A 13,853-nucleotide genomic window follows, 5' to 3' on the forward strand; every position below is an offset into this window, starting at 1 on the left:
GCTACTTCCCGATCTGCTCGAGAGTCAGGTAGCCGTGCTTGGTCATCAGCGCCTGGCCCTTGGGGGACAGGACGTAGTCGATGAACTTCTTGGCATTTCCTTTCGGCTCACCGTCGGTCAGGAAGTAAAGCGGCCTGGACATGGGGTACTTGCCGGAGGCGATGCTCTCGGCGGTCGGTGCGACGCCGTCCAGCGTCACCGCTTGCAGATCGTTGTGTCCTTCGATGAAGCTGGTGGACAGCGGTGCCACAGCGCCGGGGGTCGACTTCAGCTTGTTGCGGGTCTCGAGATTGCCGCCGACGATGGCGAAGTTGCCCGACTTGGGCGGCGGCGGAGGCTCCTCCTCCCCGTAGAGGTACTTGTCGAGCACCTCCCGCGTACCGCGCCCGGGTTCCTTGTCGTACACGAAGACCTTGAGGTCCGGGCCGCCGAGTTCGGACCAGTTGGTGATCTTCCCCTCGAACAGGCGGCGTACTTGCGTCGCGGTGAGGTTCTTCACGCCGCCGTCGGCGACCTGCTTGGTGACGATGACACCGACGGCGTCCGCACCGATCTGAATGGGGTGGAAGTCCGTGTCGGGGTGGGCGGCCTTGTCCTCGTCGGCCAACGGCTTGGAGGTCATCGCGATGTTGATCTGACCCGCTGCGAGCTGGGAGATGCCGCCGGCGGACCCGCCCTGGGTGGCCACGGTGATGTCGAGCCCCTCGGCCTTGAGTGCCTGGGCCGCATCCGCGGCCACGGGTGCTACCGTGGTCGACCCGCTGACCTGGAGAGCACCTGTTGCTCCGCCCTTCTTGTCCGCGCACGCCGTCGCGAGGGACATGACCATCAAAGCCGTTGAGGCAAGACATACGAGACGGCGCTTCTTGCTGAACACCACTGGGGGACCTTCTTTCGTCGTGCGTGATCGCGGCATGTGTGATGAGGTGAGTGGGGTGTCCCTGAGTCCTGGAAGGTCACGGGGGCGACGACTGGGGGAATGTCCGCCAGGCGGTCGCGAAGTCCTGCGGTGTGCGGGACGGACCAGTGCGCGCCGTGCCGGAGCCGGCACCGGCGGACACCTGAGCGGCCGGTGCCGGCCTTCTGCGGAAGGCGCCGGTACCGACGAGAGCGGCAGCGGTGAGACGGGGAACGCCGTCGGCTCGCCCGGCGGTGGCCAGGGCGAGCAGCACGACGCATACGAGTACTTCCATGGCAGATCCTTCGGGGGTGGCGGTGCCCTGAGGTGAACGCGAGACAGCAGTGCCCTGAGGGGGCTGCCCGCGCAGGCTGCGGTGGATCTGGCGCAGATGGACGGCGGCTCTTCGACGCCGGTGTGCCGGAGTGAGGAACCGGGTTCAGTGGTCCGGGCTCCGGGGCTTCCCTTGGCGGGGGTGCGGTGAACCGGACATGACCGGACGCCGCGAGAGGGGGCGCACATCCCGTCGGCGGTGTGACCGGTGTGCGGGGACCCGCTGATGAAGCACCAGGTGCTCCCGGAGGATCGGGCGGCAGGCCATGGAGGGTGATGCGGGCCTCGTCTGCGGACGGGATGTACGGGCCCAGGGCTGTGCGAAGCAGGCGGCGGGCTCACACAGCATGGCCTCGATGCCGGCGCCCGGCAGACGGACGGCGGCCTCCTCGGCGAGGACCGTCACGGGGTGAGGCCTGCCCGGGCATCTGGTCGGGCAGGGTGTCGGGTGCCGTGCGGCCTGGACAGGAGGAAGGGCGAGCGGGCTCACAGCAGGGGCCTTCCTGTCATGGCGGATCCGGGCTTGTGCCCCAGAAGACGCAGGACGGTGGGAGCGACATCGGCGAGCGTGGCCTGTTCCGGCAGCGACGGCACCGGCCGGTTTTCCCGTGCGGGGACGATCACCAGGGGCACCGGGTTGGTGGTGTGCCCGCCGTAAGGGCGGGCGGTGCCGTCCGGGGCCCGCTTGGTCATCTTCTCGGCGTTGCCGTGGTCGCCGACGGCCAGCACCCACCGGCCGTTGTCGCGGGCCGCGTCGAGGATCCGGCCCACCGCGGCGTCGGTCGCCTCGCAGGCGGTGACGGTGGCGGCCAGATGACCGGTGTGCGCGACCACGTCGATATTGGCCAGGTTGGCGACGACCAGGTCGACGTCCGCGCGGCCGGCGGCCCGGACGACGGCCGCGGTGACACGGTCGAGGTTCATCTGCGGACGCGCGATGTAGTCGGGTTTGCCCTCGCCCGTGATCCGCACGTGTTCCTCGACAGCGCGCACTGAGGTGTCGCGGCCGTTGATGTAGTAGGTGACGTGCTCGAACTTCTCGGCCTCGGCGATGCGGACACTGCGCAGTCCGGCCGCGGCGAGTTCGTCGGCCAGGCCACCGGAGGCGTCCGCCCGCTCCACCAGAGCGGGTATGGCGGCGCGGGTGTCGTACTGGGCGAGGCTGAGCATGTCCACCGAGCGTCCGGTGGCCGCGAGGTGCTCGTACAGACGATCGGCGAACTGCTGGATGCGGTCGCTGCGGAAGTTGAACCACACCACCGCGTCACCGTCGGCGATGGCCGTGCTTCCGGCGGCGGTGAGTACGCTCGCGGGCACCCACTCGTCGCCGCGCCCGGAGGCGGCCACTGCCTGGTCGAGGCTGTCGGCGGGCATACCGCGGCCGTCGGCGACCAGGGCGACCGCCTGTTCGGTGAGGTCGAGGTTTCCGGCCTTGTCCATGGCGTAACCGCGGCCGATGAGGGTGGCGAGCCGTCCCGTTCCGGCGCGGTCGGCGAGCTCGGCCACCCGCGCCAGATAGGCCGGGGCGGTGTGGTCGGCCACGTCCCGCCCGTCGGTGATGGCGTGGATGAACACCCGCTTCACCTGGTGGGTGGCCGCGGCGGTCAGCAGATCACCCAGGTGCTCGACATGGGCGTGGATCTGTCCGTCCGAGCACAGCCCGATCAGGTGCAGGGCGCGCCCTGCGGCAGCCGTCTTGTCCAGGACGGCGCCCAGCCGGGGGTGGGTGCGCAGCGTGCCGTTGTCGATGGCCTGCTGGACCAGCAGGCTGTCGTAGGGCAGGGGGCGTCCGGCACCGATGACCATGTGGCCGATCTCGGAGTTGCCGACCGTGCCCGCGAGCAGGCCGACCGCTTCGCCGGAGGCGTCGGCCAGCGTGCTCGGGAACCGGGTGACGAGCTCGTCCAGGACCGGGGTGTGCGCCAGGGCCAGGGCGTTGTCGTCGGCCGCGGGAGCCCGGCCCCAGCCGTCGAGCACCAGCAGGATGCCCGGGCCGGCGAATGCCGTCTCGGATGCGCTCATACGGTGCTCTCCAGGGTGGGGTGGAGGGTGTCGAGGGTCTGCCAGAAAGTGGGGAAGGACTTGGCGACGCAACCGGGGTCCTTGATGACCACGCCCTCGGTGCGCAGGCCGCCGATGGCGAAGGCCATGGCGATGCGGTGGTCGTCGTAGGTGTCGATGACCGCGCCGTGCGGGGTGCCGCCGGTGATGTACATGGCGTCGGCGTGTTCCTCCACCTCGATGCCCATCTTGCGCAGTTCGGTGGTGACGGCGGCGATGCGGTCGCACTCCTTCACCCGCAGGGAGGCGATGTTGGTGATGCGGGTGGTGCCCTCGGCGTAGGCGGCGGCGATCGCCAGGGAGGGCACGACGTCGGGCATGGCCTCCATGTCGATGTCGATGCCGCGCAGCGGCCCGCCGGTCAGGGTGATGGAGTCGTCGGTGACCTCGGTGCGACAGCCCATCCGCTCCAGTGCCTCCACCAGGTGGACGTCGCCCTGGTGGGAGCCGGCACCGATGCCGGGGATGACGACCCGCGACTGGAGGATGGCGGCGGCAGCCAGGAAGTAGGACATGCCCGAGGCGTCCGGCTCCACGGTGACCCGGCCTCCGCGGGCCTGCTGTCCGGCCGGGACGGTGAAGCGCCGGTAGCCGTCGCGGTCGACGCGCACGCCCATCTCCTTCAGCGCGGCGAGGGTCATGTCCACGTACGGCTTGGAGATCAGCTCGTCGCTGATGACGATCTCGGTGTCGGTCCGGGCGCGCAGCGCGTTGATGATGAGGCTGGAGGTGAACTGGCTGGAGACGGCGCCGCTGATGGAGGTGGAGCCGCCCTTGAAGGAGCCGCCGACCACGCGGATGGGCGGGCTGCCGTTGCCGCGCACCGCGGTGGCGTTCACACCGAGTGCGGGCAGCGCCTTGAGCAGGTCGCCCATGGGACGTTCCTGCATGCGGGCATTGCCGGTGATGACGGTGGTGCCCTCGGCGTGCCCGGCCATGGAGATCAGGAACCGCAGCGGGGTGCCCGCGCCGCCGACGAAAATCTCCTCGTCCGGCGCACGCATCGGCTTGCCCGTGGGAGTGACGCGGATGTGGGCGGCCGACCGGTCGATGTCACAGGTGACGTGGCCGAACGCCTCGATGGCGCGAGCGAGGTAGACGGTGTCGTCGGACAGCAGCGCGTTGTCGATGACCGTCTCCTGCCCGGACAGGGAGGCGATGGCCAGGTAGCGGTTGGTGTAGCTCTTGGAGCCCAGGACGCGGACGGTTTCGTCGAAGGCGGGCAATGTCCTGACGGTGACGGACTCGGCCTCGAGACGAGGGTCGGATGCGGCGGTCATGCACTGCCTCCAGTGGTGGGAACGGATGGTGCCGGGCTCGAGCGGCGGGTCAGGTCTTGACGACCCGGCAGGCGAAGCACTTGAAGGCCTGCTGGCCGGAGAGGTTGTCGTAGTAGCGGTCGTCGAGAAGGGTGTTGGCCGCCTCGTAGCGGGGGTCGTCGAAGAGGTCGCCGGCCTTCTGGGCGGGGCCGAAGGTATTGGGGACGAACACGGTGTCCGGCCTGATTCCCCTCCACAGCAGTGCGGTGCCCGTCACCGAGCCGCGCGGGCTCTCGACGCGGACGTCGTCGCCGTCGCGGATGCCGGCACGGCGGGCGGTGTCGGGGTGGATCTGGATGAAGCGGATGCCGTTGAGCTGCTTTCCGGTGGGCGTCCAGTGGGTGACCTCGGCGAAGTGCACGACACTGGGCCGACCGGTCATGCCCATGAGGGGGAAGGCGCGGTGCACCGCGTCGTCGCCGGGCACCCCCAGGCGCACCGGGTGGGTGACGGCCTGGGGGTTGACGGGATTGGTGACGAACGTGCGGCTGTAGGCAAGAGTGGGGTTTCTCCCCGTGACCTCGGGATGCGTGTAGAAGACCGGCAGGGCGCTGTGCCCGGTGACGGCCAGCTTCTTCTCCAGCTCCGGGGTGAAGAGCTCGACCTTGCCACTGGGGGTGAGGAAGCGTTTGCCCCGGTGGGCCGGGTCCAGCGACTCCGCTGCCTCGTACCAGCTGGGGTGGTCCAGATACAGGGTGCTGACCCCGGGGTGCTCGGGCGTGGGGCACGGCCAGCGCAGCGGCTCGGCGCGTTTCCGCATCCGGGCGCGGGTCATGCCGCCCATGCCGGGGGTGTGGGCGACGAAGTCGTCCCACAACTCCTTGTAGTCCATCCAGCGTTTCGGAAATGCCTCGCGCCACTCGGCGGCGGGGCGGCGGGTGTCCAGCTCCGCCAGGGCGTGCGCCAGGCCGATCCAGATCTCCCAGTCCGGCCGGGACTCACCCACCCGGTCCACGACCTGCTCCTGCCAGCGGACGGCCCGGTCGTCGCGGCGCATGTAGACGCCCTCCATCTCCAGCCCGCTGCACACCGGCAGGATGATGTCGGCGTAGTACGCGGCCTCCTCCATGAACAGGCCTGTGTAGACGTAGAAGTCGAGCTGCTCGAACGCCTTCTTCACCTTGGTGGTGTTGGCGGAGGACACCAGCGGGTTGCCCTGCGTGATCACCGCGCGCAGCCGGTACGGCCTGCCGGTCAGGATGGATTCGGCGAAGTAGTCCGGACCGACCGGCAGTGCCTCGCGCCGCTCGGGCACCTCGGCCTTCAGCGGCGGCAGGTGCAGGTCGCCGGGCCAGGTGTTGTGCATGAAGTTGCAGCCACCGCCCGGCCGGCCGATGTTGCCGGTCACCGCCGCCAGGAACGCTGCCACCCGGTAGGTGTCGAACGCGCCGAGCTGGTGGGAGATGCCTGCGTTGCAGAAGATCGCTGCTGGTTTCGCCGTCGCGTACTCCTTGGCCATCTCCCTGATGGTGGCGGCATCGAGACCGGTCACCTTCGCCGCCCACGTGGGGGTGTACCGGTGCTTCCTCAGGTGCGTGCGCAACTCGTCGAAGCCGACCACCCACCGTTCGACGAACGTCTTGTCGTACAGGCCTTCCTCCACGATGTGGTGGAGCATGGCCAGCAGCAGCGCGAAGTCGGTGTGCGGCTTGGGTGCCACCCACCGGTCGGCCACCGCTCCGGTCGGGGTCAGACGCGGGTCGACCACGGTCAGGGTGGCCTTGGTCCTCTTGCGGCTGCGCAGCAGGTAGTCGAAGGTCACCGGGTGGGTCTCGGCCTGGTTGGTGCCCAGGAGCAGATAGTGGCGGGCCGAGCCCAGGTCGTCCCTGCCGGTGGCACCGTCGATGCCGTAGCCGTTGGTGAAGGTGCCCAGACCGAAGGTTGCCGCCAGGGCGTTGCCCCCCGCGTCGTTGCAGACCGGGCCGACATCGGTGTTGTTGGGGCTGCCCAGCATCGCGAACAGACGGGCCACCAGCGATCCGGTGCCGCGGGGCAGACGGCCTGTGGTCCGGTTGGCGATGGTGTGCGCCTGGCCGGCGTCGCGCAGGGCCAACAGCTTTCCGGCGATGGTGCGCAGGGCCTCGTCCCAGCTGATGGCCTCGAACTTTGAGCTGGGCGACCCCTTTGCGCCGGAGACGCGACGCAGCGGCCGGGTCAGTCGTTCCGCGTTGTAGACCAGCTGGGGCATCAGCTCCGCCTTGACGCAGACCTGACCCTGTTGCACGGGGTCCTTGTCCTCGCCGCGCACAGCGAGGATGCGGCCGGCCTTGAGGTCGACATGGAGGCGGCAGTTGGAGTTGCAGAACTGGCAGGCCGTGGCGACGGTCCTGTCCGGGCTCAGGGCGGCGGCGCGATCGGTGAAAGCCGCCCGCGGAGCGCCGCCGGAAGCCGTCGCGTCCGCTGCCGCGGGACCGTCGGCGGCATGCGTCGAGAGCACCGGAAGCAGAGCGGGGGCACCGAGACCGGCACCGCCGATGACACTGCCGCGGACGAAACCGCGCCGGGAGAGGCCGTACTGGTCGGACTTCATGGCGAGCTGGGGATCCTTCCGCACGGTGCGGGACGAGGTGGGCACGGCGATGCCCGGGCCGTGCGCACACACGACGCACGGTCTCGCAAGGCCGCAGAGGGGTTGGGGTCGTCAGCCCGTCGACGTCGGTACGGCACCTGCCTTGGTGCGTACGGCCGACAGGAACGCGTTGAGGATCTTGTGCTCGGCGCCCGGTGCGGAGGACAGCTCGGGCTGGAAGAGGCTGCCTATGAAGAACGGGTGGCCGATGAGCTCCAGGGCACGGGGTGCACCGTCGACGTCCCAGGCATTGATCTGCAGGGCGCCCTGGTCGGCGGCGCTCATGAAGGCGTCGGACAGCCCGTAGTCGCAGTGGAAGATCTCTTCCACCTCGGTCGTGCCGTAAAGCGCGGCGAGACGGGAACCCTCTTTGACCCTCAAAGGTGCCTTTTCACCGCGGAAGGAGCACTTCAGCGGCGTGACCAGGGGCATCAGCTTCTCGGGATTCTCGTCCGCGCCTTCCGCCTCGGGCAGGTGCAGCACGTTCTGTGCGTATTCGATCAGGGCGCTGAAGAAGCCGCCGCAGGTGCCCAGGAACGGCACCCGGTTCTCACGTGCGTGCCGCACGGCGATGTGCACGCCCCTCTGGTTGACGTACGGCGCTCCGGGCACCACCCAGATGCCGTCGAAGCTCTCCAGCGGGGAGGCGTCGTGGATGTCGGTGGTCGGAACCCATTCAGTGGCCAGATCCCACTGCTCACGCATCGCGTCGATCTTCGGATGGGATGGCTCGTTGTGGTTGCCGCGGTCGCCCACCAGGGCCAGGCGTGGCTGAGCAGAGACTGACATCGCTTTCCCTTTCGAGGATTTCGGGAAGGGCCTGGAACCAGCCGTCGCCAGCGGCGGTTCCAGCCTCGTGAGCGCAGCAGGCAGCGTGCCGACGCGTCATACCGCGCATGGATCAGGTGTTTTCTGAGGTGATGTCAGGACCGTGCCGCCACGCACGGACCCCGGATGTGAGACGAGGAGCAGGGCCCCTATCGCCGTGCCGGCGAGGGCGTGGCTGTATGTGTTCGCTTGCCGGATGTACGCATGTGCTCCAGCCCCCTGAATGCCCCGTTGAATACCCCGTTGTGGGGCCTTTTGCGCAGGCCCCCGTGCTGCTTCCCGCCAAATGTATCGATGACGGTCTAAGTGTTCGAGGGTTTCTCTGCTTGTGGGAGACGTTTTGCGCCAACTCTGCAGTCCGTCCCCGGGTGTGTGGTCCTCGATGGGTTTGGTGCGTTGAGGAGCGAGCTGAGCAGGGGGTTGTCATGTGTGGCTGGTGCACGCGGAGAGCTCGGCAAGATGGCACCCGAATGGGTGAGGTGAGTGCCTGTGCAGGTCTTGCTCGAGATGTGCGCACCTCGTGGGAGCGGTTTCCCGGCCGGGAAGGGTGGTTGTGGAGAGACCGGGCAGATGGCTGAATCTGACGCACAAACTCAGCCGTTATCAACAGCGATCGCTGTTGATATCAGGATGTGCTGCTTAATGTGGGGGTGGCCGGAGGCCGGCCTGTCCCACATCCCCCGCAGTCACGGCCGGCCTCCGGAAGCCCTGTCCGGGCGTCGACGTGACGCGTTTGAGGAGTACGTGAGTGAACAACTCCGCCGGCCATCCCCGACGATGGCAGATCCTGAGCATCCTGTGTCTGAGCCTGGTCCTGATCGGCTTGGACACCTTGATCCTGAACCTTGCCCTGCCCAGCATCCAGAAAGATCTGAACGCCACCAGCAGCCAGTTGCAGTGGACGGTCGACTCCTACGCGCTGGCCTTCGGCGGGCTGTTGCTCATGGCCGGTGGTCTGTCCGACCGTTTTGGCCGCAAACGGCTGCTGTCCCTCGGTCTGGCGGCCTTTGCGCTGACCAGCCTGGGCGCGGCGTTCGCGTCCGACGCCGAGCTGTTGATCGCTTTCCGGGCTCTGATGGGTGTCTCGGCGGCACTGATGATGCCCGCGACCCTCGCCATCATCAAGGACGTCTTCCCGCCCGAGGAGCAGGGCAAGGCGATCGGCATCTGGTCGGGTGCGGCGGCCATCGGCGTTCCGCTCGGGCCGCTGGTCAGCGGCCTGCTGCTGGAACACTTCTGGTGGGGCTCGATGTTCATCATCAACGTGCCGCTGGCCGCCGTCGCTCTGATCGGTGGCGCCAGACTGATCCCCGAGTCCAAGGCTGCCGGTCACCCCGGCCTGGACCTTGTGGGAGCCCTGCTGTCGGTGGCCGGCCTCGTGGCCATCGTCTACGGTCTGGTCGAAGCCCCGCACAACGGATGGAGCGACATCATCACGCTCGGTTCGCTCTTCGTGGGTGTGGGCCTGATGGTCGCCTTCCTGGTGTGGGAGCGACGCACCACCTACCCGATGCTCGACGTCGGCCTGCTCCTCAACTCGCGTTATGGGGGCGGAGCCCTGGCGATCGCCTGCACCTCCTTCGGTCTCTACAGCGGCCTGTATCTGCTCACCCAGTACCTGCAGTCGGTGCTCGAGCTCGACCCGCTGGGCGCGGGCGTGCGCATGCTCGCCATCGGCACCATGATGATCGGCGCCCCCCTCTCCGCGAAGCTGGTGGAGCGCACCGGGCTGAAGAGTACGGTCGTGTTCGGCCTGCTGCTGTGCGCCGCCGGTCTGGGAGTTCTGGCGGGCCTGCAGGTCGAGGACGAGGCCCAGGCGCTGTGGGGGCTGGCCGTGTTCGGTTTCGGTATGGGCATCGCCCTGCCGGCCGCCGTCGACGCCATCCTGATGGTCTCCGCCGACCGCCAGGCAGGCGCAGGCTCCGCTGTGGCGGACGTGGGGATGCAGGTCGGCGGTGCGCTTGGTATCGCTGTCAGCGGCAGCGTGATCGCCACGTTCTACCGCGACGATCTTCCGAAGGCGGCGCAGCTGCCCGGTGAGGCCGGAGAGGCGGTACGCGAGTCGTTGGCGGGAGCATCCGTCGTCGCCCAGCAGCTGGGCGGCGATACCGGCCGACGGGTGCTGGAAGCCGCCCAGCAGTCCTTCGTCGACGGGTTTGCCCCCACCTTGATCATCGCCGTCGGTGTCGCAGTCGCCGGGGCACTGGCCACGGCTTTCATTCTGCCCAGAGCCCGCATCGTCGACGGCGAGGGCATCGGACAGGCCGAAACAGCCGTTGTGCACAACAGCACCGACGCTCCCGCGGCTTCTTGATCACCCGGGCTCGGCACCATGCGTAGGATCGAAGCCGCGGTCCGGCCGGGCCTGTCCGGCAAGGACGGGCCGGGACCGGAGGGCGGTGCCGGCGTGGAGAGGGAGGTGGCGATGGCCCGGCCGTCGAAGCTGAGGGTTGCGGTCAGTGATCCCGCCCAGTGGCTCAGCGAGCGCGAACGGGCCCGGATGCTGGCCCCCAAACTCCGGGCGCTGGCGGACGAGACCCGTCTGATGCTGATCCTGCTGATCGCGCAGCGTCCCCGGACCGTCAAGGAGTTGCAGGAGGCCACGGGCCTGAGCCAGACGCTGGTCAGTCATCATCTGGCCCCTTTGAGGGAACAGCAGCTCGTCCAGGCGATCCCCAAAGGGCGCAGCAACCAATACGTGATGTGCTGCCAGACCCTGGCCGAACCTCTGCGCATGTTCGCCAGCCTGGCCGCGACGGACCCCGAGACCGTGGCGGCATGTCTCCAGCCGGAGGCCGACCGTCCCGCCCCGGCACAGGGTGCCTGACGGCACGGGCACGAGTCGATGAAGGGGGTGGTGCCCCGTGCGTCCGGTGCGGGGCACCACCCCCTTCATCCGGCGGGGGCCGGGTCACTGCCGGAGGCAGTCCTGGAAGCGGTCCCGTATGTCCAGTGTGCTGAGCGCGTTCGTCGCACGCGGGGGAATCGTCCCTGTCCTCGGCAGCGTCTTCACGTTGATCAGGTGCGGACCCGGAACGGCCTGGGCCTGTGCCATCGCGCTTCGCACCGCGTCCTCGCTGTCACAGGTGACCGCGCTTGCGTAGCCGGCCGCCAGGGCCATGTCCGGGAACGAGGTGGTGGCCGAGGTGGTTGCCTGCCCTCCGGTCGACTCGTGGATCCGGTTGTCGAGCACCACATGGATCAGGTTCGCGGGAGCGGCATGGCCGATCATCGACAGCGCTCCCAGATGCATCAGCAGTGCACCGTCCCCGTCCAGGATCACCACGGTCCGTTCCGGGTGCGTCAGTGCCACTCCCAGGCCCAGGGACGAGGCGTGCCCCATGGAGCCCTGCATGTAGAAGTTCCTGGGGGAGTCGGCCACGGCGAAGGTGTCCCGGCCGGTGTAGCCGGTTGTGGCGATGACGGCTGCCTGGGGAGCGGCGGCAGTGACGACGCGGATGGCCTCCGCGGCGGCGAGTCCTTCACGGTGCGGATCGTTGGCGGCGGCAGCCTTGCCGATGGCTCCGCGCTCCACCAGCACAAAGGGCGCGCGCTGTTCCGCCAGATCCTTTTCCGCCTGTTCGAGAATCAGGGAGAACTCGTCCGGGCCGTCCTTGGCGTACAGGGTGTAGTGAGGCGTGTGGATGCTGTCGAGCAGTCCCGGAGTGGCCGGACCCATCACCGCGTGCTGGGGCTCGTCGGTGGCCGGGTCGGGCCAGCCGCGCAGGCTGGTGAAGGTCAGGATCGGCAGCTGATAGGTCATCACCAGTGAGGTGAGCGGGTTGATGAGGTTGCCCAGACCGGAGTTCTGCAGCATGACGTAGGAACGTCGTCCACCCAGCGCGGCGCCCGCGGCCACGGCCAGAGCGCTGCCTTCGTTCGGGGCGGGTACGTAGCGGCCGGGCTGGGTGCTCAGATGGGCGATCGGACCGCCGAAGTGGGAACAGGGCACCCCGCTGGCGAGTGAGAAGCCACGGTCGGCGAGGAGGGCACAGAAGTCCTGGGCTGAAATCATGAGTGCGGCAGCTCCGTTTCAGTGGTGGCGGACGGTGCGGGGGATGCGGGGGATGTGGTCTCGGCATTGCGCGCCCGGCGTCGCATCTTGATGCCCTCGACGATGATCGGAACACCGGAGACCAGCACGATGCCGATCACGATGGTTTCGATGTTGTCGCGGACCAAGGCGACCTGGCCCAGGTGGTAACCGACGAGCGTGAGGCTGACCGACCACAGCACCGCACCGATCACGTTGAACAGGAAGAACGTACGGTACGGCATGCGTCCCACACCGGCGGTGATGGGAACGAAGGTGCGGAAGACGGGGAGGAAGCGGGCCATGACCAGCGCTTTCGGGCCGTGCTTGAGCATGAACTCCCGGGCACGCTCGGCGTTCTCTTGCTTGAAGAAACGGGAGTTGGGCCGCCGGAACAGTGCGGGCCCCACTTTGCGGCCGAAGGCGTAGCCGAATTGGTCGCCCAGCACGGCGGCGACGGCGATGGCGAGCATGACCAGCCACAGGGGCTGGTGCAGGATCCGGTCGTTGGCCACCAGCAGACCCGCGGTGAACAGCAGCGAGTCACCGGGCAGGAAGAAACAGACGATCAGCCCGGACTCGGCGAACACCGTGGCCATGATGCCCAGCAGACCGGAAGCGGATATCAGGGCTTCGGCATCGAGCAGTGGTGAGGAGGCGAGAGAAGACATCGACGTTGACCCCCTGGTGTCACACATGGTGGGGCGGACGCCGTGCATCGGCCCTCCGTGGAGGGCCGATGCACGGCGCGGAGTCACGAGGTGGTCCAGGCGGGCCGCTGGTCGATGCGGACGACGGCGCAGGTGATGGACACCCCGCCGCCGTGCGCCACGATCAGAACGTGGTCACCGGGACCGACCTGGCCGGTCTCCACCAGGTGGGTGAGACCGATGATCTGGTCGTTGACGGTCAGATGGCCCAGGTTGCGGCCGAAGTCGAGCAGGCCTTGCTCGGGGGAGAGGCCCATAGGGTCGAGGATGACCTTCAGATAGCTCTCCTGGCCGGTGAACACATGGCAGACCCGAGCGACATCGCTCGGCTCCAGGTCCGCCTCGGCCAGGGTGCGCAACGCGATTTCGGTCCGCAGCTCTCCTTGACGGCGCACGACTTCGGCGACCGTCTCCTCGAGTCCACCGGTGGCGGCCAGCCGCTCCTTGAAGTCGATCCCGCGGCCGAGCGTCAGTGACGGCGGGAAGAGCGGCTCATTGCCCCGGTACTGTTCCTCCACTTCAGCGGTGGAACCGGTGTTGATCGACAGCAGGCTCGCGAACCCGCCGGTCTTCGACAGCAGTACGGCACTGCCGGCGTCACCCACGACACCGTTCTGAATGCCGAACGCCCACCGGTTGAAATGCGGAGTGCCGACATTGTCCGCACCGGTCAGCAGCGCGGCGGTGCGCTCGGGAACGGCCTTGAGGTAGCAGGCGGCCAGTTCCAGCGAGCCGATCAGGCCGCTGCAGGCCTGCCAGACGCGGAAGGAGGGCACGTCGCGATCGGTGAGATGCCGCAGGATGTAGTGCTGCGGCGACCAGCCTTCCGGACCTTGTTCATGGCCGCATGCGTGAATGTGGAGGTCGATGTCGTGCGGGTGCAGTCCGGAGCGCTCCAGAGCCTGCCGGGCCGCGGCGATCGCCATGTCGGGCGCGGGCATGTCGCCGGCGACGGCGGCGCCGGTCCAGCCGTAGAACTCGTAGTCGTCGGCGTCGTACAGTCCGAGCTCCACCGCCTTGCGGGCGTCGACGATCTCCGGGATGTAGGTGCCGAGTCCGGCGATGCGGATGTCGGTGGTCTTCATGGGCAGAGAGGTCCTCG

General features: G+C 68.5%; 11 protein-coding genes. 2 read left to right on the top strand and 9 right to left on the bottom strand.

The genetic code is table 11. From position 1 onward, the window contains the following. Position 1 precedes the first annotated feature (1 nt). From ABD224_RS08940 to ABD224_RS08965, 6 genes are all read right to left on the bottom strand, one after another. On the bottom strand, positions 2–916 hold the full coding sequence (locus ABD224_RS08940) for a phosphate ABC transporter substrate-binding protein (RefSeq protein ID WP_344048762.1): 915 nt from the start codon (positions 914–916) through the stop codon (positions 2–4). Positions 917–956: 40 nt separating this feature from the next. Next, entirely contained in the window at positions 957–1,193 is a 237-nt protein-coding gene (locus ABD224_RS08945; RefSeq protein ID WP_344048764.1) for a hypothetical protein, read from the bottom strand. A 524-nt stretch (positions 1,194–1,717) separates the two neighbouring features. Beyond that, complete coding sequence (gpmI, locus tag ABD224_RS08950) at positions 1,718–3,253, bottom strand: 2,3-bisphosphoglycerate-independent phosphoglycerate mutase (RefSeq protein WP_344048766.1); 1,536 nt, start codon at positions 3,251–3,253, stop codon at positions 1,718–1,720. Further along, positions 3,250–4,572, bottom strand: a complete 1,323-nt coding sequence (gene aroA, locus ABD224_RS08955) for a 3-phosphoshikimate 1-carboxyvinyltransferase (protein ID WP_344048768.1) — start codon at positions 4,570–4,572, stop codon at positions 3,250–3,252. Before aroA ends, gpmI begins: the two co-directional genes overlap by 4 nt. Before the next feature lie 49 nt (positions 4,573–4,621). Next, positions 4,622–7,141 carry a molybdopterin-containing oxidoreductase family protein gene (locus ABD224_RS08960; protein WP_344048770.1) on the bottom strand — a complete coding sequence of 840 codons (2,520 nt, stop codon included), beginning with the start codon at positions 7,139–7,141 and terminating at the stop codon, positions 4,622–4,624. Between the two features lie 111 nt (positions 7,142–7,252). Further along, complete coding sequence (locus ABD224_RS08965; protein ID WP_344048772.1) at positions 7,253–7,969, bottom strand: glutamine amidotransferase-related protein; 717 nt, start codon at positions 7,967–7,969, stop codon at positions 7,253–7,255. Positions 7,970–8,756: 787 nt separating this feature from the next. Between ABD224_RS08965 and ABD224_RS08970 the strand changes: the two genes are divergently transcribed. Both ABD224_RS08970 and ABD224_RS08975 read left to right on the top strand, forming a co-directional pair. Continuing rightward, positions 8,757–10,322 (top strand): MFS transporter, encoded by a 1,566-nt coding sequence (locus tag ABD224_RS08970; RefSeq protein WP_344048774.1) that lies wholly within the window; start codon positions 8,757–8,759, stop codon positions 10,320–10,322. A gap of 111 nt (positions 10,323–10,433) precedes the next feature. After that, positions 10,434–10,835: an ArsR/SmtB family transcription factor gene (locus ABD224_RS08975; RefSeq protein ID WP_344048838.1), complete on the top strand. Its 402-nt coding sequence runs from the start codon at positions 10,434–10,436 to the stop codon at positions 10,833–10,835. Between the two features lie 84 nt (positions 10,836–10,919). Here ABD224_RS08975 and aepY read toward each other — a convergent pair whose 3' ends face one another. The 3 genes from aepY to ABD224_RS08990 all read right to left on the bottom strand — a co-directional run bounded on the left by aepY (position 10,920) and on the right by ABD224_RS08990 (position 13,836). Then, a complete protein-coding gene (aepY, locus tag ABD224_RS08980) occupies positions 10,920–12,023 on the bottom strand; it encodes a phosphonopyruvate decarboxylase (RefSeq protein WP_344048776.1) in 1,104 nt (367 codons plus the stop codon). Then, positions 12,020–12,712, bottom strand: coding sequence for a DedA family protein (locus ABD224_RS08985; RefSeq protein WP_344048778.1), 693 nt, complete (start codon positions 12,710–12,712; stop codon positions 12,020–12,022). Before ABD224_RS08985 ends, aepY begins: the two co-directional genes overlap by 4 nt. 83 nt (positions 12,713–12,795) lie before the next feature. Then, positions 12,796–13,836 (bottom strand): ketoacyl-ACP synthase III family protein, encoded by a 1,041-nt coding sequence (locus ABD224_RS08990; RefSeq protein ID WP_344048780.1) that lies wholly within the window; start codon positions 13,834–13,836, stop codon positions 12,796–12,798. Between the last annotated feature and the right edge of the window lie 17 nt (positions 13,837–13,853).

This window comes from Streptomyces thermoalcalitolerans (genome assembly GCF_039525155.1).
Taxonomy (GTDB): Bacteria; Actinomycetota; Actinomycetes; order Streptomycetales; family Streptomycetaceae; genus Streptomyces; species Streptomyces thermovulgaris.